The following is a 15,974-nucleotide window of genomic DNA, read 5'->3' as shown; positions in this document are numbered from 1 at the left end:
GAGGCTTTGCATCACGCTCAATTCAGGTATCATATGCGCGCTAAATTTCTCTGATTGCTAACAGGTGTTCACCATGCCAGTGTTACACAACCTCGTTTCCAATAAAGAGCTGAAAGAACGTATGCTGGCCGAAACCGAGCCGCGTACCACAGTCTCTTTTTATAAATACTTCCAGATTGCCGATCCGCAGGCATTCCGCGACCGTCTCTATGTTGCCTTAACCCAGCTGAAGGTGTTCGGCCGCGTCTACGTGGCGCAGGAAGGGATTAATGCGCAAATCAGCGTGCCGGCCAGTCGCTATGAGGCGATGAAGGCGATGCTCTATGCCTTTGACCCGGCGCTCGACAATCTGCGCATGAACATCGCGCTGGATGACGACGGCAAATCGTTCTGGGTGCTGCGCCTGAAAGTGCGCGATCGCATCGTGGCTGACGGTATTGAAGACGGTAGCTTCGACGCCAGTAACGTCGGTAACTATCTTAAAGCGGCCGAAGTCAACGCCATGCTCGACGATCCGGATGCGGTGTTTGTGGATATGCGTAACCACTACGAATACGAAGTGGGCCACTTCGACAACGCGCTGGAAGTGCCAGCCGATACGTTCCGCGATCAGCTGCCGATGGCGGTGGATATGCTGCAGGCGCAGAAAGATAAAAAAATCGTCATGTACTGTACCGGCGGCATCCGCTGTGAAAAAGCCAGTGCGTGGATGAAGCACAACGGTTTTGATGATGTTTACCACATTGAAGGGGGCATCATTGAATATACCCGCCGCGCGCGCGAGCAGGGTTTACCGGTGCGCTTCAAAGGCAAAAACTTCGTGTTTGACGAGCGCATGGGCGAGCGTATCTCTGACGATATTCTCTCCAGCTGCCATCAGTGTGGTGCGCCGTGCGACAGCCACACCAACTGCGTTAATGACGGCTGCCATCTGCTGTTTATTCAGTGCCCGAGCTGTGCGGAAAAGTATCAGAACTGCTGCAGCCCGCTGTGCATGGAAGAGTCGAAACTGGCGCCGGAAGAGCAGCGCGCGCGCCGCGCTGGCCGTGAAAATGGCAACAAAGTGTTCAATAAATCGCGCGGTTTACTCAACATGACCATGGCGATCCCCGCGCCGGACAAAAAGTAACGGCTTAACAGCCTGGCGCATTGCCCGCCAGGCTGTACTGCTGATTACTGACGCACACCTTCGACTGAAATGATCAGCTCGGCTTTTTGCGAGGCCGGACCGAGATCTTTGCTGATGTTAAACTCTTTCAGCACGATTTCGCTGCTGGCGGCAAAGCCGGCGCGATAACCGCCCCACGGATCCTTGCCTTCCCCAATCAGCTGCGCATCCAGCGTGATCGGCTTCGTTACGCCGTTGAGCGTCAGGTTGCCGGTGATCTTATAATCCTTGCCCTGTTTTTTAACCTCAGTCGAGCTGAAGCTGGCCTGCGGGAATTTGCCGGTATTGAGGAAATCCGCGCTGCGCAAATGCTTGTCGCGCTCGGCATGGTTGGTATCGAGGCTGTTGGTATTGATGGTCACGTTGACCTTGTCCGCGGCCGGATTGGCTTCATCAAAGGTAAAGCTGCCATCAAAATCTTTAAAGCTGCCGTACAGCCAGCTGTAGCCAAGATGCTGAATGCGGAACTGAACAAACGCGTGCTGACCCTCTTTATCAAACTTATACTCAGCCGCGCTGGCACTCAGGCTGGTCGAAAAGAGGGCAGCGGCGCTGAGCGCCAGCAGGGTTTTCCTGATCATATTACTTTTCCTTTTCAGAGGTTAAGGGGATGCGGTAACCGAGCATCCGTTTCAGCGTCATGTCGCGATCGACAAAATGGTGTTTCAGCGCGGCCAGGGCGTGCAGGGCAGACAACAGCACCAGAGCCCACGCCAGCCATAAATGGACCTCACCGGCAACATCGGCCTGCTCACCCGCGCCAGTAAACAGTGCCGGTACCTCAAACCAGCCAAACACTGAGACCGGCTTGCCGTCTGCGGTAGAGATCAGATAGCCGCTGATCAGCAACACCAGCAGCAGGCCATACAGCAGCCAGTGCGCAGCATGGGCGACACGGCGTACGTGCGGCGAGTAACTGTTGAGCGGTGCCGGCGGTGGCGATATGACGCGCCAGCACAGGCGCAGCAGCAGAGCAGCAAACAGTAAGATGCCGATGCCTTTGTGAATCTCAGGGGCGCTGTGATACCAGCCGTCGTAATAGCCAAGTCCGACCATCCATAAACCCAGCGCGAACATACCGTAAATCGTCAGCGCCATCAGCCAGTGCAACGCAATGGTTAACGCACCGTAATGCCGTGGAGAATTACGCCACATAGTTAAGCCGTTATCAGGAAATAAGTGGTAATGAGAATCTACAACCTGAAATAGAAAATCAATCGTCCTTACTTTTCTATAACTTTGAATTTACGGGTTCGATATATATGGCGAAAGGTTGGTGGTGTAATTCAATAATTCTGAATAGATAAGCAAATAGCAGTTTTAGTCCTGGCTGCAATGGGGATTGCTACACCAAATGCGCCATAAACGCGGGCGGAAAGTAAATCTGTGTCAGGAAAGGTCAATAACTGCCAGTGCGATCCGCACCGGCAGCAACAAAATCAGGCAAAACGCGAAAGTGAGAAGGGCGTGAGGTCAAAGGAGAAGGGTTTATTCTGCGCAAATTCGCTGGCCAGTTCACCCAGCACGCTGGCGAATTTAAACCCGTGGCCGCTCAGGCCGGTGATAATCAGTCGGTCAGGCTCGCCGGGCAGGGTATCGATAATAAAATCTTCATCCGGCGTGTTGTCATAGCTGCAGGCTTCACCATGCAGGCACACGCCTACGCCTGGCAGAAACTGGCGCAGGAAGCTAAAGGCTTCGTTACCGTCAGCGGCGATGCTGCCGAACGGTTTGCGGTCTGCTGGCGTCTTCATCGGCTGACCGCCATCGTGGCGTCCCACTTTCAGGGCATTATTGTCTGCCGGGAAGCCGTAGAAATGGCTGCCATCCGGCATCTCTACCGTAAAGCCGGGGAACTGGTTATTTTCGCTGTAGCGCCCATCGGCCTGATACCAGGCAAACACCTTGCGCACCGGCGTAACGGGCAGATTGTCCACCAGCTGACTGACCCAGGTGCCGGCGCTGATCATTAGCTTGCGCGCGCGGAATACGCCATCGCTGGTGGTGACCTGCTGCAGATCGCCCTCGCGGCCAATCGCGCTGACCGGGCAGTTAAACAGCTGCGCGCAGCCGGCCTGTTCCGCCAGCTGCACCCAGCTGCGCACCGCCTGTTCACATTTCAGGAAACCTGAGTTGGGCTCAAATACGCCTACGTAGCCGTCCGGAACGCTAAGCTGCGGCCAGCGTTTACGCACCTCATCGGCCTGTAACACCTGCACCGCTAACTGCCAGCGGTTAGCACTGTCGATTACGTTGTGAATGAAATCCGAGCTGGCCGGCGCCAGATTTAGAATGCCGCTACGGTGCATGATGCGTTCGCCGCTCTGGCGTTCCAGCTCATCCCATAACGTCTGGGCGCGCAGCACCAGCGGCACGTAGCGTTCACCTTCGCCGTAAGCGTGACGAATCAGGCGGGTTTCGCCGTGATGCGTCCCCTGGCTGTGGGGTGGGTGCGCGCTGTCGATCATCAGCACCGACAGGCCCGCCTGGGTTGCGTAGAAACCCGCGGCAGCTCCGACGGAACCACTTCCCACCACAATCAGATCATAAACCATGACGACATCACTCCTGCAAAACGGCGATTTTTTTCAATAGCATATCAAAAGAGTGCGCCCATGAAAAAGGCACCCTGTAGGGTGCCTTTTCACGCGATGGTGATGATTAGTGCTTGCGATTATCGCGTAGGTATTGCTCAGTGGACTCGATCTTTGCAATGCCAGCTTCGAGGATAGAGATAAACTGTCTGGCTACGTCAGTTGTCAGCCAGTATGTTGGGCCCACGTCAGCTTCTTCTTCTTTCTGGTCCTGCGATGATAGCGAGTGCAGGCGGATCATCATGGCGTCATAGCTGTCAACGGTGCTGATATCCCATCCCACCAGCGGATGGGTCTGGATGACGTCTTTACTTCTGTCCATTATAACCTCCTTATTACTCGTTAAACGAAGTGCTTTCGAGGTTCAATGCGTCTGTATCTTGCACTAGCGAGATAATTATAACATGGAATTAACAGTACAGTAGTTAAAAAGTGTGGTGACTAAAAACACAGCAAAAAAAAAGCAGCCAAAAGCCGGTTTTCAACGAATAAATAAACGCCTTACGCAGCTGGGTATTTATTGTCGCAGCGCAACGTGTCGTCATACCAATTATCGGCATCTCAGCATTAAAACTTTAACGGGCTGAACGCCAGGGTAAAAATCTGAAATTATCCCTGCGACTCGGCAGGCAACTGCCCTTTGCGTCGATGGATCTCGTCCGCCAGCCGGGCAAAATGCTGCTGTAACTGAGCGTCATGATTTTGGTTTTGCGCTTCGAGCGTCAGATTGTGAGCCAGCAGCTGGCTGGCGCGATCGTCCAGACAGAAGGTCAGCGTAGCAAAGGCATTTTCCAGCACGGTCAAACGGCGTTGCTGTTCAGCAATGAAGGCCAGTAATTCCCCAAACGTCATCGCCTCTTCTGGTTTTTCAGTAGTCATGTGCAACACACCTCCTGTAAGCACGACGAGGCAAGAATAGGACATCGTTTAATCAGAGTCTAGCTGGCGCGGGTTTTTCTGGCGAGCGGGAAATAAAAACAAAAAAGCCGGGCGGCGGGCCCGGCAAAAACGGCACAGTGGCGGTTAATCGGTAATAAACCAGTCGTCAGCGCTTTCCCAGGTTTCCTGCAAAATATCGCTGATGCGGTCGCGTGATTCTTTACAGCCGCCAAACACGCTGAGCTGGTTACCACCGGCATAGCGCACTTTGACGTGATGATTGTCGTCGGGAAAATCGCGGGAGATACGGCGAGTGAGTTCAGCGCTCAGTGCATCCAGTGCACCGGCGGGAAGGGGCTGAGTCTTTGCTACGGTAATTTCAACACGCATAAACGCCTCCGGGATAATATACTGGTTATTTGTACAGTATAAAATTCCCGAAGGCAAGCGGCAGATGATTATTCTTTGATGCGCCAGTTAAGGGTTTCACCGGCGAGGAACGGAACCAGCGTATCGTCAGCGACCGTGATGCTCTCCTGCACCGTCCACGGCTCACGCACCAGCGTCAGGGTACCGTCGTTGAGCGGCAGGCCGTAGAACCTGGGGCCGTTCTCAGAGCAGAAGGCTTCAAAATGCTCCAGTGCGCCAAGCTCTTCAAACACGGTCAGATAAGCGGGCAGCGACGTCGGCGCATTAAATACGCCGGCACAGCCGCAGCTGGCTTCTTTCAGATGGCGCAGGTGCGGTGCCGTGTCGGTGCCCAGGAAGACACGACGGTTGCCGCTTGCCACCAGGTTACGCAGCGCTTCCTGATGAATGTTGCGCTTCAGAATGGGCAGACAGTAGAGATGCGGGCGCACGCCGCCCACCAGCATGTGGTTGCGGTTGAACATCAGATGCTGTGGCGTAATGGTCGCGCCAAGCAGTTCATTGCCGGCGGCCACATACTCCGCAGCTTCCTTCGTGGTGATGTGTTCCATCACCACTTTCAGGCCCGGGAACTGCTGGCGCAGCGGCTGCAGCACGGTTTCGATGAAGCGCGCTTCACGATCAAAGATATCAATGTGCGCATCGGTGACTTCGCCGTGCACCAGCATCGGCATACCGATTTCCTGCATGCGCTCCAGCACGCTGGCAATTGAGGCAATGTTGGTGACGCCATGGCTGGAGTTGGTGGTAGCGTGTGCCGGATAGAGTTTTGCCGCCGTAAAAATACCGCTGCGGAAGCCGCGTTCGATTTCGTCCGCATCAAGCGAATCGGTGAGGTAACAGGTCATCAGCGGCGTGAAGTGATGCTCAGCAGGCAGCGCCGCCATGATGCGTGCGCGATACGCTTCGGCAGCCGCAACGCTGGTGACCGGCGGAACCAGATTTGGCATGACAATCGCACGACCATTCACCGCGCTGGTATAGGGCAGCACTGCATTGAGCATCGCGCCATCGCGCAGGTGGATGTGCCAGTCGTCAGGGCGGCGAATCGTGATTTGCTGGGGTTGGGCTGTCATTCAAAAAGGCTCCGGCTGAGGTGAAAACGAAATGGCTCGTTTAGGCCGGGGACTAATCATAAGGGGGCGGGCAACCGTTTGCACGGGATTTTGCAGTGCGGGAGAGAAATAACCACAGGCGCGGCAGGTTGCGCGGCAGGCGCGGGCGGAATAATGCCGGCATCCTGCCACGCTATGCAGGGCCGCCACTGAGAACGGCCGCTTGCAACGTTAATCGGTAAACGGAATCACCAGCTGGCCAGGCTTCACTTCCAGCCCTTTAGCCAGTTTCTTCGCCAGCGCCTCGCCCTTGCTGCGGTCGGCACTCAGCACGTAGGCGGGTTTTTCATTGAAATAGCGCTTGAGGGATTCGTTCAGATACGGCGTAAGGGTTTTCATGATCGACGCCATCTTCTCAGGTTGCACCTGCGCGTCGACGATTTCGAGGTCCTGCAGAAAGATGGCGCCCTGCTGCGCGTTGTACACCGGTTGCGCTTTCATCTTCAGCTGCATTTCGGCCTGCTGCGGACCAAACAGCGAGCTGACGTTGATGTTGGCTTTACCAGACAGCGTCACTTTGCCGGGTTCTTCACGGCCAATCTGGCTGCTCAGGTCGGTCAGTACAATATGGGCATTCACCAGCCCGGACACGCCGATGTCTTTCTCGTAGTTGTTGCGCTTTTGCAGCGCCTGATTCACTTCCTGCTCGCTGATGGTGTATTGCGTCAATTGGTTACAGCCGCTGAGCAGCACGGCAAAAAACAGGGCAAACAGCCCGGGAAACGCCTTCTTCATCATTTCTTCTTCCTGGTTGATACGGCCAAACAGCCTTAAGCCTGCCTGATTCAGGGCCAGGTGTCACCAGGAGAGAGATGAGAAACGCAGCCGCGCGCTTCTCATCACAGCGCCATCAGGCCGCAATCGACGACAGCAGATTCACCTGCGTCTGTTTCGCCATATTATCGCGGTAGTCGGCAACGCGGCTCGGCCACTCGATACCGGAAACCAGCGTCAGCGAGCGCAGCAGCGGAAACAGATGAATGTCATCCTCAGACAACTCGCCGTTCACCGCATTGGGTTTGACGATCAATTTATCCAGCTGGCGCAGATCATCGCTGATATTTTTGATGAAACCCGGGGCATGCTTACGCAGTTCGGCAAAGTCTCCGAGGCTGGCCTGTTTCTTTTCGCGGAAGTAATCACGTGCTTCGGGGGTGGCAAATTCAGCAAAGGCGGCCTCGGCGATGCGCGGCAGCAGCAGCTTGTTGATGTAGCCATTGACCCGTCGCAGCCAGTCGGCGATGGCGGGATTTTGCTTGCCGGTCAGCAGCGGCTGGCGATCCTGATTATCGACAAAGCGCACGATATCCATGCTCTCCGGCATCGCACTGCCATCGGCTTTTTGCAGAATCGGCGCCATTTTCTGGCCAATCAGCTTTTTCGGCGTTGCTTCATCGTCATTGAGCATCACAATCAGCTCAACCGGCAGATTTTTCAGGCCAAATATCATGCGTGCTTTGACGCAGAAAGGGCAGTGATCGTAGATGTAAAGTTTCATCCCGTTTCTCCTGTGATTCTCAGGGTGACGGAGGTCACCCTTTTTCCGGACGTGCGGGAAGTATGGAAGAGAACGCCTGAACCGGCAAACTAGCTGCTGAAGATCGCCGGTGCCACCTGGCGCGGCTGGAACTGCCACCACAGCGCCAGTAGCGTGATCATGCCGACGGTGCTGAGCAGCATCCACGGCAGCTCCGGCAGGGCCAGCTGCTGGCCCATATCAAACATCCAGCCGCCACCGGAGTAGCCAATCAGCCCGCCAATTGCCAGGCCGAGCCGGCTGAATCCCATGTAGCTGCCGCGTGCCCGGGCGCTGGCCAGGGACGCACTCAGGGTTTCACGTGCCGGTTCAGCGATGATCGATCCGAGATAGAAAACGGCGATCAGCAAAAACAGCGACGGCAGCGAATCGGTCATGCCAACCGGCAGCAGGCTGAAGGTCATCAGAAACAGCCCGGCCATCAGGCGTGTCTCAAGGCGGAAGCGCTTTTCACTCCAGCGTGCCAGCGGATAGAGCAGGCTGAGCGACAGCAGCGCTTCAATCGCGTACATCCACTTCACCGCTGCCGGGGCGCCCGCCACCTGATTGACCATGACCGGCAGCATCAGCATCACCTGCACGGCGAGAATGTAATAGCCGGTCAGGGTAAAGACATACAGGCGGAAACGGCGGTCGCGCCACACGCGCTGCATTCCCTCGCGCATGGCGATACGCTCCGTAGAGATGCGCCATGCTGGCAGCCACACGGCGTTAAAGATGGCGGCGATGACAAATACCGCCGCACCGACCCAGCACACCAGACGGAAATCCCACGCCAGCAGCCAGCTGCCAATCAGCGCGCCCAGCACTGCGCCGGCGCTGTCCTGCATCATCAGCAGCGAAAAGAAGCGTCCGCGCTCGCGTGCCCGCACCAGTTTCACCACCAGCGCGCTGCGTGGCGGATCGAACAGCGTGCCGCCCAGTCCGGACAGCAGGCAGGCCAGCCACAGTAGCCATGGCTGATGCGCCAGCGCCATACAGGCGAAACCGGCGGCACGCATCAGCATGCCGGTGACAATCAGCGGCCGCGCGCCAAAACGGTCAGCAATGGCCCCGCCGAAGATACCAAGCCCCTGCTGCACCAGCTGACGCAGGCCGAGCGCAATGCCCACCAGCAGCGCGGCCCAGCCAAGCTGTTCCACAAAGTGAATGGAGATCAGGGGAAACACCACAAAGAATCCCATTACCACCAGCATGTTATCGACTAACAGAAACGTTTTTCCAAGGCGTCGTGCCCGCGCAACCCGTGACATGCTGAATCCTGAGCAAGTGAGAAGGAAAAGTGACCAGTTGGTCTATTTTCTGCCTGCTCCGGCGGGAAAAATAGCGTTTTCAGGATGATATTTTTTTATCCAGCCTGAAGAGAAATTAATCCTTAATCGGAATCAATTGCCATGAGCGATGCGCGGGGTTTTACCGCAGCCGGGGTGACGGTTATAGTGAGAAGTAACGCCGCTGGCGTACATCTTTCTTTCGTTATGGATTTCAGGAGTCATGATGTTTGGCTATCGCTCTGCTGGCCCGCGCGTGCGGCTTACCACCGATCGTCTGGTGGTGCGTTTAGTACATGAACGCGATGCCTGGCGTCTGGCGGATTACTACGCCGAAAACCGCGCCTTTCTTAAACCCTGGGAACCGGTGCGCGATGAGAGCCACTGTTATCCTTCCGGCTGGCAGGCGCGCCTGGGTTTAATTGCCGACATGCATAAACAGGGCTCCGCGTTCTATTTTGTGCTGATGGACCCGGAAGAGCATGAAGTGCGCGGCGTCGCCAACTTCAGCAATGTGCTGCGCGGATCGTTTCATGCCTGTTATCTCGGCTACTCGCTGGGAGAAAAGTGGCAGGGGCAGGGCATGATGTTTGAGGCGCTGCAGGCGGCGATCCGCTACATGCAGCGCCAGCAGCGCATTCATCGCATCATGGCCAACTATATGCCGCACAATCAGCGCAGCGGTGATTTGCTGGCGCGCCTTGGTTTTGAAAAAGAGGGCTACGCCAAAGACTATTTACTGATTGATGGCCGCTGGCAGGATCATGTGCTGACGGCGCTTACCTGGCGCGAATGGAACCCGGATCGTCGCGGACAATAATAAAAGGAACACGTAATGAAGATGGCTCTCTCCGCGCAGGCATTGCGCGTGATCGGCTGCCTGCTGGAGAAGCAGGTCACCACGCCGGATCAATATCCGTTATCCCTCAATGGCGTGGTCACCGCCTGTAATCAGAAATCTAACCGTGAGCCGGTAATGAACCTGAGCGAAAGCGAGGTGCAGGCACAGCTCGATGAGCTGGTGAAAAAGCATCTGGTCACCGCTAACAGCGGTTTCGGTCAGCGCGTCAGCAAATATGAACAGCGTTTCTGCAACTCGGCGTTTGGCAATCTGCAGCTGAATGCCGCCGAAGTGGCGGTGCTGACGCTACTGTTCCTGCGCGGCGCGCAGACGCCGGGCGAACTGCGTACCCGCAGTGGTCGTCTGCATGAGTTTCAGGACATGGCCGAAGTGGAACGCACGCTGGAGGGGCTGACGACGCGCGATGACGGCCCCATGGTGGTGCGTCTGGCACGCGAGCCGGGCAAGCGAGAAAGCCGCTATATGCATCTGTTTGGCGGCGAGGTGGCGGACGAGCTATCCGCGAGCCACACAGCGTCGCCTGAGTCTGACGATCTGGCCGTGCGCGTTGCTCAGCTGGAAGCGCAGGTGGCGCGCCTTGATGCTCAGCTGCAGCAACTGCTGCAGCGGGAGGCGTGAAATGACGCTGCGTATTGGTGTGGTCGGGCTTGGCGGTATCGCGCAGAAAGCCTGGCTGCCGGTGCTGGCGCAGGCCAGCGGCTGGCAGCTGGTGGGCGCGTTCTCGCCCAGCCAGGCGCGGGCGCAGCCGATCTGCGACAGTTACCGTATTCCTTATTTTAGTCAGCTGGATGCGCTGGCGGCGGCCAGCGATGCGGTGTTTGTGCACAGCAGCACCGCCAGCCATTTTGAGGTGGTGCAGGCGCTGCTGCTGGCCGGTAAAGATGTTTGTGTTGATAAGCCGCTGGCCGAAACGCTGCAGCAGGCGGAGACGCTGGTGGCGCTGGCGGAAAAGCGCAAACGCAAACTGATGGTGGCCTTCAACCGGCGCTTTGCACCGCGTTACCAGCAGCTGAAAGCGCAGCTGCCGGGCGCGTCCTCGCTGCGCATTGAGAAACACCGGGCAGACAGCGTCGGCCCGCACGACCTGCGCTTTACCCTGCTGGATGACTATCTGCACGTGGTTGATACCGCGCTGTGGCTGGCCGGCGGCAAGCTCAGGCTGGAGCTGGGCCATATCGATACCCATGATGACGGCGCAATGCTCTACGGTGAGCACCATTTCTCGGCCGGATCGCTGCAAATTACCACCAGTATGCATCGCCGCGCGGGCTCGCAGCGTGAAGTGGTCAGCGCCATCTGCGACGGGCGTTACATCGAGATTAATGAGATGCGCGACTGGCGTGAAGAGACGCTTAGTGGCCTGCGCAGTGATGTCCCGCCGGCGTGGCAAAGTCATCTGACCCAGCGTGGCTTCAGCGGTGCGGCACACCATTTTATCCAGTGTGTGGAAAATCAGACGATGCCTGAAACCAGCGGTGAACAGGCGCTGGCGGCGCAGCGTCTGGTGGAAAAACTGTGGCGCGACGCCGTACAGGAATAATCCCTTGTAACACTCAATGCTGGTCATTTCCCACCGCAGCAGTAGACTATCGCCGGACATCGCAGGATGTCCGCGCTAAGTTGCTCATTTATCCGACACTTTTCAGGATGCGCCACTCATTATGAATTTGCTGAAATCGCTGGCTGCGGTCAGTTCGATGACCCTGTTTTCCCGCGTGCTGGGCTTTGCCCGCGACGCCATTGTGGCGCGCGTTTTCGGGGCTGGCATGGCCACCGATGCCTTTTTCGTGGCGTTCAAACTGCCCAATCTGCTGCGCCGTATTTTCGCCGAAGGCGCCTTTTCACAGGCCTTCGTGCCAATTCTTGCCGAATATAAAAGCAAGCAGGGCGAAGACGCCACGCGGGTGTTTGTTGCCTATGTATCAGGCCTGCTGACGCTGGTGCTGGCAGTGGTGACGGTGCTGGGCATGGTCGCAGCTCCCTGGGTAATCGTGGTAACGGCGCCGGGTTTTGCCGATACCGCCGACAAGTTCGCCTTAACCAGTTCGCTGCTGCGCGTCACCTTTCCTTATATTCTGCTGATCTCGCTGGCATCGCTGGCCGGGGCGATTCTTAATACCTGGAACCGCTTCTCCGTCCCGGCGTTCGCGCCCACGCTGCTGAATATCAGCATGATCGGCTTTGCGCTGTTTGCCGCGCCGCACTTCCATCCGCCGGTGATGGCGCTGGCGTGGGCAGTGGTAGTGGGCGGGCTGCTGCAGCTGTTTTATCAACTGCCGCACCTGAAAAAGATTGGCATGCTGGTACTGCCGCGCGTCAACCTGCGCGATGCCGGCGTGTGGCGGGTGATGCGCCAGATGGGCCCGGCGATTCTCGGCGTGTCGGTGAGCCAGATCTCGCTGATCATCAATACCATTTTCGCCTCGTTTCTGGTCTCCGGCTCGGTGTCGTGGATGTACTACGCCGATCGTCTGATGGAGTTTCCCTCTGGCGTGCTGGGCGTGGCGCTCGGCACCATCCTGCTGCCGTCGCTGGCGAAGAGTTTTGCCAGCGGCAATCACGATGAATATTCCCGTCTGATGGACTGGGGCCTGCGTCTGTGCTTCCTGCTGGCGCTGCCGAGCGCGGTTGCGCTGGGTATTCTTTCCGGTCCGCTCACCGTGGCGCTGTTCCAGTACGGCAAATTTACCGCTTTTGATGCGGCGATGACCCAGCGCGCGCTGATTGCCTATTCGGTTGGGCTGATGGGGCTGATCGTGGTGAAAGTGCTGGCGCCGGGCTTCTATTCGCGGCAGGACATCAAAACGCCGGTAAAGATTGCTATCGCCACCTTGATCATGACCCAGCTGATGAACCTGGCGTTTATTGGCCCGCTGAAGCACGCCGGTCTGTCGCTGTCGATTGGTCTGGCTGCCTGCCTGAATGCGGCGCTGCTCTACTGGCAGCTGCGCAAACAGCAAATCTTTCAGCCGCAGCCGGGCTGGCACGGTTTCCTGCTGCGTCTGCTGGTCGCCGTCGCGGTGATGGCTGCTGCGCTGCTGGGCATTCTGCAGGTGATGCCGGCGTGGGAAGAGGGGCAGATGTGGTGGCGGCTACTGCGGCTGGCGGCGGTGTGCGCCATTGGCGGCGGCGCTTACTTCGTGATGCTCGGTTTACTGGGCTTCCGCCCGCGCGATTTTGCCCGCCGCACGGCGGTGTGAGCGCACAATAAAAAAGGGTCGCCCGGTGTGGCGACCCTGATTCAGCGGACCCGCAGCACGGCTGCGTTTAGCCTTTGCGGCTCAGCGTGGTCTGGCCTAAACCGCGGCCGTCCGGGCCGTAAAAGGACTGGGTCTGATGCGGTTTCAGCACCGAAAGTGCCTGTTCGGTAAAGGTCATCTGATGCTGCAACAGCATGCCATTGTGCTGATTGGCGTCGCGCAGACGCTGGGTATGTTGCTGAATGCTGTGCCAGCGGCGTGCGATATCACTGTGACCACGATAAGGCGCTTTGGTACCCAGCGACAGCTCGGTTTTGCGGCGCATTTCGTCCAGATAATTCAACGTCGTCAGCAGCGCGCTTTTATCTTCTGTAATGCGCTGCAGCAGGTTGCCATTGATCCGTCCGGCAGAAAGTTGCTGCTGCTCTTCATCCATCACGACGTTAAGCGAACTCAGCACATCCTGCATTTTATCTAAGGTGGTCAGCAGATTATCCATCGGGACTATTTACCCTCTAAAAACGCCCTGGTATCGGCGATCAGCGCATCGGCGATCTTACCGGTATCCATTTTCAGTTCACCATTACGAATGGCGGTCTTCAGCTGCTCTACGCGCGCTGTGTTAATATCTTTGCTGCCCGGCTGCATCAGCTGCGCCTGAGCGGGACTCAGCGTCACTTCCGCACCATTCTGGCTGGTGCTGGCGGCCGGTGCGCTGTTCTGACGCACTTTTGTCTGGTTGTCGCTGCTGTCACGGGTTTGTACAGTGCTCACCGGTTTTAAAGGCTGCGTTCTGTCGATACTCATGGTGTGGCTCCTGTTAGGGTCAGTTGGGGATCAGCCAACTGAGTCAGCATAGGGTAATATCATTGTTGATATCTCTATCGGCAGAACAACAGCGTTCTTTAACGCTTTATAGCGATATCAGAATATTCCCATCCTCGCTGACACGACCGCTCACCACCTGGCCATTGCTCATGCGCACGCGCACCGTCTGCGCCGCGCTGGCGTTGTTCAACGCACGACCTTCACTGCTGGCATTAAAGCCGTTGCCGCTGGCAATCACCATCACATTCTGACCGGCTTTCACCCGCCACGGCTGGCGCAGCATGGTGGCCGTCACCGGCTGGCCTGGCGCAATGTCACGCAAGGCAATGGCGTCCGCCAGATTGCTGCTGCTGAGCAGCGCGCGCGCCGGCAGCGTATCCAGCCTGCCACTCTCCAGACGGAAATCACTGGCGCTGACGTTGCTGCCGCGCGCCAGCTGACGATTGGCCACCAGATACTCGCCGGTGACCTGCACCTGCACCTGCAGATAGCGACGATTCTGGCCGCAGCTGGCGGCAATGCTCAGATTGCCCCACTGGCGACTGTTACCCGGCAGCAGCAGCTGCGGTGTGTCGCAGGCGGGCCACTGAGTCTGCGGCGTGCGGACCACCACCGTCATACCGGCGGCGTGCTGCGGATCGCGTGCCTGAAAGAACTGAGTCAGCTGCGCGCTGAGATCGGCGGCATAGCCGGGCGTCGCGAAGGCCAGCCACAGCAGGGCCAGCAGGGAAGAAGTTGTACGCATCAACGCATCCTGTCGAAAAGATGGCACTGAGTCTACTCCGCGCACCAAAAATTCAAGGTGAAAAATAGCCACGATTTTTGCTGCTATTCAGACGATAGCCCTTGCTTTTGTCCCATTAAGCTGTCAGCTCGAAATTCTCATTCGCGGAGGAAGCATGCTCGACAAACTCGATGCCGCGCTGCGATTTGGTACAGAAGCATTAAACCTGCGGGCGCAGCGCCAGGAGATTCTGGCGTCTAACATTGCCAACGCCGATACCCCGGGCTACCAGGCGCGGGATATCGACTTTGCCAGCCAGCTGAGCAAGGTGATGCAGAACGGCCGTGCCGAAGGCAGCAGCCTGGCGCTCAATGTCACGTCATCACGTCACATTGAAGCGCAGACCAACTCACAGCCCGCACTGGATCTGCTGTACCGCATTCCCGATCAGCCTGCCGCGGATGGTAACACCGTGGATATGGATCGCGAGCGTACGCAGTTTGCGGATAACAGCCTGAAATACCAAACCGATCTCACCCTCATCAGTAGCCAGATCAAAGGCATGATGAGCGTTCTGCAGGGGCAATAATCATGGCATTGCTGAATATCTTTGATATCGCCGGTTCTGCGATGACCGCACAGTCACAGCGGCTCAACGTCAGCGCCAGTAACCTGGCCAACGCCGACAGCGTCACCGGGCCGGACGGTCAGCCGTACGTGGCGAAGCAGGTGATTTTCCAGACCGATGCCGCTCAGGGCGCGGCCACCGGCGGCGTCAAAGTGGCCGGTGTCGTGAACGACCCGACGCCCGCCAAACTGGTGTATGACCCGGGTAATCCGCTGGCTGACCAGAAAGGCTACGTCAAAATGCCTAACGTCGACGTGGTCGCCGAAACCGTTAACACCATGTCCGCGTCGCGCAGCTATCAGGCCAACGTCGAAGTGCTGAACACGGTGAAGTCAATGATGATGAAAACCCTCACCATGGGTCAGTAACGGAGACGCATTATGAGCCTTGCAGTAGGGATTAAAGACAACCTCGACCCCACGGTCCTCAGCTCCAGCAGCAGCACCGGCAGCGGCAACAGCGCGCAGGATCTGCAAAACCAGTTCCTGAACATGCTGGTGACGCAGCTGAAAAATCAGGACCCGACTAACCCGATGGACAACAGTCAGCTGACAACCCAGCTGACGCAGATCAACACCCTGAGCGGCATTGAAAAACTCAATACCACGCTGGGATCGATCTCCGGTCAGATCAGCACCAGCCAGTCGCTGCAGAGCTCAACGCTGATCGGCCATGGCGTGATGGTGAAGGGCAGCCAGGTGCTGGTCGGCAGCGGCACCAGCACGCCGTTTGGCGTGGA

At 57.3% G+C, this 15,974-nt stretch carries 21 protein-coding genes; 8 read left to right on the top strand and 13 right to left on the bottom strand.

Annotation, left to right across the window (positions count from 1 at the left end; all coding sequences use genetic code 11):
- Positions 1 to 73 precede the first annotated feature (73 nt).
- A complete protein-coding gene (locus tag ERD80_RS00345) occupies positions 74 to 1,129 on the top strand; it encodes a rhodanese-related sulfurtransferase (RefSeq protein WP_021506440.1) in 1,056 nt (351 codons plus the stop codon).
- 44 nt (positions 1,130 to 1,173) lie between these two features.
- Here ERD80_RS00345 and ERD80_RS00340 read toward each other — a convergent pair whose 3' ends face one another.
- The 10 genes from ERD80_RS00340 to mdtH form a co-directional block, all read right to left on the bottom strand.
- Positions 1,174 to 1,749 carry a YceI family protein gene (locus ERD80_RS00340; protein WP_136545489.1) on the bottom strand — a complete coding sequence of 192 codons (576 nt, stop codon included), beginning with the start codon at positions 1,747 to 1,749 and terminating at the stop codon, positions 1,174 to 1,176.
- Position 1,750: 1 nt separating this feature from the next.
- The gene (locus tag ERD80_RS00335; protein ID WP_136545488.1) at positions 1,751 to 2,323 is read right to left on the bottom strand and encodes a cytochrome b; all 573 of its coding nucleotides are present in this window, start codon (positions 2,321 to 2,323) and stop codon (positions 1,751 to 1,753) included.
- Positions 2,324 to 2,607: 284 nt separating this feature from the next.
- Complete coding sequence (solA, locus tag ERD80_RS00330; protein ID WP_136545487.1) at positions 2,608 to 3,723, bottom strand: N-methyl-L-tryptophan oxidase; 1,116 nt, start codon at positions 3,721 to 3,723, stop codon at positions 2,608 to 2,610.
- Between the two features lie 106 nt (positions 3,724 to 3,829).
- The gene (bssS, locus tag ERD80_RS00325) at positions 3,830 to 4,084 is read right to left on the bottom strand and encodes a biofilm formation regulator BssS (protein WP_021506436.1); all 255 of its coding nucleotides are present in this window, start codon (positions 4,082 to 4,084) and stop codon (positions 3,830 to 3,832) included.
- Positions 4,085 to 4,371: 287 nt separating this feature from the next.
- A complete protein-coding gene (locus ERD80_RS00320) occupies positions 4,372 to 4,641 on the bottom strand; it encodes a hypothetical protein (protein WP_010617279.1) in 270 nt (89 codons plus the stop codon).
- A 144-nt stretch (positions 4,642 to 4,785) separates the two neighbouring features.
- Positions 4,786 to 5,031 carry a DNA damage-inducible protein I gene (gene dinI / locus ERD80_RS00315; RefSeq protein ID WP_021506435.1) on the bottom strand — a complete coding sequence of 82 codons (246 nt, stop codon included), beginning with the start codon at positions 5,029 to 5,031 and terminating at the stop codon, positions 4,786 to 4,788.
- 68 nt (positions 5,032 to 5,099) lie between these two features.
- Positions 5,100 to 6,146 (bottom strand): dihydroorotase, encoded by a 1,047-nt coding sequence (pyrC, locus tag ERD80_RS00310; RefSeq protein ID WP_021506434.1) that lies wholly within the window; start codon positions 6,144 to 6,146, stop codon positions 5,100 to 5,102.
- A 210-nt stretch (positions 6,147 to 6,356) separates the two neighbouring features.
- The gene (locus ERD80_RS00305) at positions 6,357 to 6,920 is read right to left on the bottom strand and encodes a lipoprotein (protein WP_136545498.1); all 564 of its coding nucleotides are present in this window, start codon (positions 6,918 to 6,920) and stop codon (positions 6,357 to 6,359) included.
- Between the two features lie 115 nt (positions 6,921 to 7,035).
- The gene (gene grxB / locus ERD80_RS00300) at positions 7,036 to 7,683 is read right to left on the bottom strand and encodes a glutaredoxin 2 (RefSeq protein ID WP_021506432.1); all 648 of its coding nucleotides are present in this window, start codon (positions 7,681 to 7,683) and stop codon (positions 7,036 to 7,038) included.
- Between the two features lie 89 nt (positions 7,684 to 7,772).
- Complete coding sequence (gene mdtH, locus ERD80_RS00295) at positions 7,773 to 8,975, bottom strand: multidrug efflux MFS transporter MdtH (RefSeq protein WP_136545486.1); 1,203 nt, start codon at positions 8,973 to 8,975, stop codon at positions 7,773 to 7,775.
- 244 nt (positions 8,976 to 9,219) lie between these two features.
- On the opposite strand from mdtH, the gene rimJ reads away from it, so the two are divergent.
- The 4 genes from rimJ (at position 9,220) to murJ (ending at position 13,055) form a co-directional block, all read left to right on the top strand.
- Complete coding sequence (rimJ, locus tag ERD80_RS00290; RefSeq protein WP_021506430.1) at positions 9,220 to 9,813, top strand: ribosomal protein S5-alanine N-acetyltransferase; 594 nt, start codon at positions 9,220 to 9,222, stop codon at positions 9,811 to 9,813.
- Positions 9,814 to 9,828: 15 nt separating this feature from the next.
- Positions 9,829 to 10,473: a DUF480 domain-containing protein gene (locus ERD80_RS00285; protein ID WP_059010451.1), complete on the top strand. Its 645-nt coding sequence runs from the start codon at positions 9,829 to 9,831 to the stop codon at positions 10,471 to 10,473.
- Between the two features lies 1 nt (position 10,474).
- A complete protein-coding gene (locus ERD80_RS00280; protein ID WP_136545485.1) occupies positions 10,475 to 11,395 on the top strand; it encodes a Gfo/Idh/MocA family oxidoreductase in 921 nt (306 codons plus the stop codon).
- A 121-nt stretch (positions 11,396 to 11,516) separates the two neighbouring features.
- The gene (gene murJ, locus ERD80_RS00275) at positions 11,517 to 13,055 is read left to right on the top strand and encodes a murein biosynthesis integral membrane protein MurJ (RefSeq protein ID WP_058759461.1); all 1,539 of its coding nucleotides are present in this window, start codon (positions 11,517 to 11,519) and stop codon (positions 13,053 to 13,055) included.
- A gap of 67 nt (positions 13,056 to 13,122) precedes the next feature.
- Here the strand turns inward: murJ and flgN are convergent, their stop codons facing one another.
- The 3 genes from flgN to flgA all read right to left on the bottom strand — a co-directional run bounded on the left by flgN (position 13,123) and on the right by flgA (position 14,628).
- On the bottom strand, positions 13,123 to 13,554 hold the full coding sequence (gene flgN, locus ERD80_RS00270; RefSeq protein WP_058769621.1) for a flagellar export chaperone FlgN: 432 nt from the start codon (positions 13,552 to 13,554) through the stop codon (positions 13,123 to 13,125).
- A gap of 5 nt (positions 13,555 to 13,559) precedes the next feature.
- Complete coding sequence (gene flgM / locus ERD80_RS00265) at positions 13,560 to 13,862, bottom strand: flagellar biosynthesis anti-sigma factor FlgM (RefSeq protein ID WP_136545484.1); 303 nt, start codon at positions 13,860 to 13,862, stop codon at positions 13,560 to 13,562.
- Between the two features lie 106 nt (positions 13,863 to 13,968).
- On the bottom strand, positions 13,969 to 14,628 hold the full coding sequence (gene flgA / locus ERD80_RS00260) for a flagellar basal body P-ring formation chaperone FlgA (protein ID WP_021506424.1): 660 nt from the start codon (positions 14,626 to 14,628) through the stop codon (positions 13,969 to 13,971).
- A gap of 154 nt (positions 14,629 to 14,782) precedes the next feature.
- Here flgA and flgB point away from each other — a divergent pair, with 154 nt between their 5' ends.
- The 3 genes from flgB to ERD80_RS00245 form a co-directional block, all read left to right on the top strand.
- The gene (gene flgB, locus ERD80_RS00255; RefSeq protein WP_021506423.1) at positions 14,783 to 15,196 is read left to right on the top strand and encodes a flagellar basal body rod protein FlgB; all 414 of its coding nucleotides are present in this window, start codon (positions 14,783 to 14,785) and stop codon (positions 15,194 to 15,196) included.
- A 2-nt stretch (positions 15,197 to 15,198) separates the two neighbouring features.
- On the top strand, positions 15,199 to 15,603 hold the full coding sequence (flgC, locus tag ERD80_RS00250; RefSeq protein WP_021506422.1) for a flagellar basal body rod protein FlgC: 405 nt from the start codon (positions 15,199 to 15,201) through the stop codon (positions 15,601 to 15,603).
- 12 nt (positions 15,604 to 15,615) lie between these two features.
- The coding region (locus ERD80_RS00245; protein ID WP_282183349.1) for a flagellar hook capping FlgD N-terminal domain-containing protein at positions 15,616 to 15,974 on the top strand (359 nt) is incomplete at its 3' end.

Origin of the sequence: Pantoea sp. R102, from assembly GCF_004916815.1 — a bacterium.
Taxonomy (GTDB): domain Bacteria; phylum Pseudomonadota; class Gammaproteobacteria; order Enterobacterales; family Enterobacteriaceae; genus Pantoea; species Pantoea dispersa.
The sequence above is the reverse complement of the archived record's forward strand: the minus strand, read 5'-3'. Positions and strand labels throughout refer to the sequence as shown.

Excerpts from the sequence above, each read along its gene's own strand:
- ERD80_RS00320 (WP_010617279.1), bottom strand. The coding sequence starts at position 4,641 with ATGACTACTGAAAAACCAGAAGAGGCGATGACGTTTGGGGAATTACTG.
- dinI (WP_021506435.1), bottom strand. The coding sequence starts at position 5,031 with ATGCGTGTTGAAATTACCGTAGCAAAGACTCAGCCCCTTCCCGCCGGT.
- flgC (WP_021506422.1), top strand. The coding sequence starts at position 15,199 with ATGGCATTGCTGAATATCTTTGATATCGCCGGTTCTGCGATGACCGCA.
- ERD80_RS00335 (WP_136545488.1), bottom strand. The coding sequence starts at position 2,323 with ATGTGGCGTAATTCTCCACGGCATTACGGTGCGTTAACCATTGCGTTG.
- rimJ (WP_021506430.1), top strand. The coding sequence starts at position 9,220 with ATGTTTGGCTATCGCTCTGCTGGCCCGCGCGTGCGGCTTACCACCGAT.
- grxB (WP_021506432.1), bottom strand. The coding sequence starts at position 7,683 with ATGAAACTTTACATCTACGATCACTGCCCTTTCTGCGTCAAAGCACGC.
- murJ (WP_058759461.1), top strand. The coding sequence starts at position 11,517 with ATGAATTTGCTGAAATCGCTGGCTGCGGTCAGTTCGATGACCCTGTTT.
- flgN (WP_058769621.1), bottom strand. The coding sequence starts at position 13,554 with ATGGATAATCTGCTGACCACCTTAGATAAAATGCAGGATGTGCTGAGT.
- bssS (WP_021506436.1), bottom strand. The coding sequence starts at position 4,084 with ATGGACAGAAGTAAAGACGTCATCCAGACCCATCCGCTGGTGGGATGG.
- ERD80_RS00285 (WP_059010451.1), top strand. The coding sequence starts at position 9,829 with ATGAAGATGGCTCTCTCCGCGCAGGCATTGCGCGTGATCGGCTGCCTG.
- ERD80_RS00305 (WP_136545498.1), bottom strand. The coding sequence starts at position 6,920 with ATGAAGAAGGCGTTTCCCGGGCTGTTTGCCCTGTTTTTTGCCGTGCTG.
- pyrC (WP_021506434.1), bottom strand. The coding sequence starts at position 6,146 with ATGACAGCCCAACCCCAGCAAATCACGATTCGCCGCCCTGACGACTGG.
- ERD80_RS00280 (WP_136545485.1), top strand. The coding sequence starts at position 10,475 with ATGACGCTGCGTATTGGTGTGGTCGGGCTTGGCGGTATCGCGCAGAAA.
- solA (WP_136545487.1), bottom strand. The coding sequence starts at position 3,723 with ATGGTTTATGATCTGATTGTGGTGGGAAGTGGTTCCGTCGGAGCTGCC.
- flgB (WP_021506423.1), top strand. The coding sequence starts at position 14,783 with ATGCTCGACAAACTCGATGCCGCGCTGCGATTTGGTACAGAAGCATTA.
- ERD80_RS00345 (WP_021506440.1), top strand. The coding sequence starts at position 74 with ATGCCAGTGTTACACAACCTCGTTTCCAATAAAGAGCTGAAAGAACGT.
- mdtH (WP_136545486.1), bottom strand. The coding sequence starts at position 8,975 with ATGTCACGGGTTGCGCGGGCACGACGCCTTGGAAAAACGTTTCTGTTA.
- flgA (WP_021506424.1), bottom strand. The coding sequence starts at position 14,628 with ATGCGTACAACTTCTTCCCTGCTGGCCCTGCTGTGGCTGGCCTTCGCG.
- flgM (WP_136545484.1), bottom strand. The coding sequence starts at position 13,862 with ATGAGTATCGACAGAACGCAGCCTTTAAAACCGGTGAGCACTGTACAA.
- ERD80_RS00340 (WP_136545489.1), bottom strand. The coding sequence starts at position 1,749 with ATGATCAGGAAAACCCTGCTGGCGCTCAGCGCCGCTGCCCTCTTTTCG.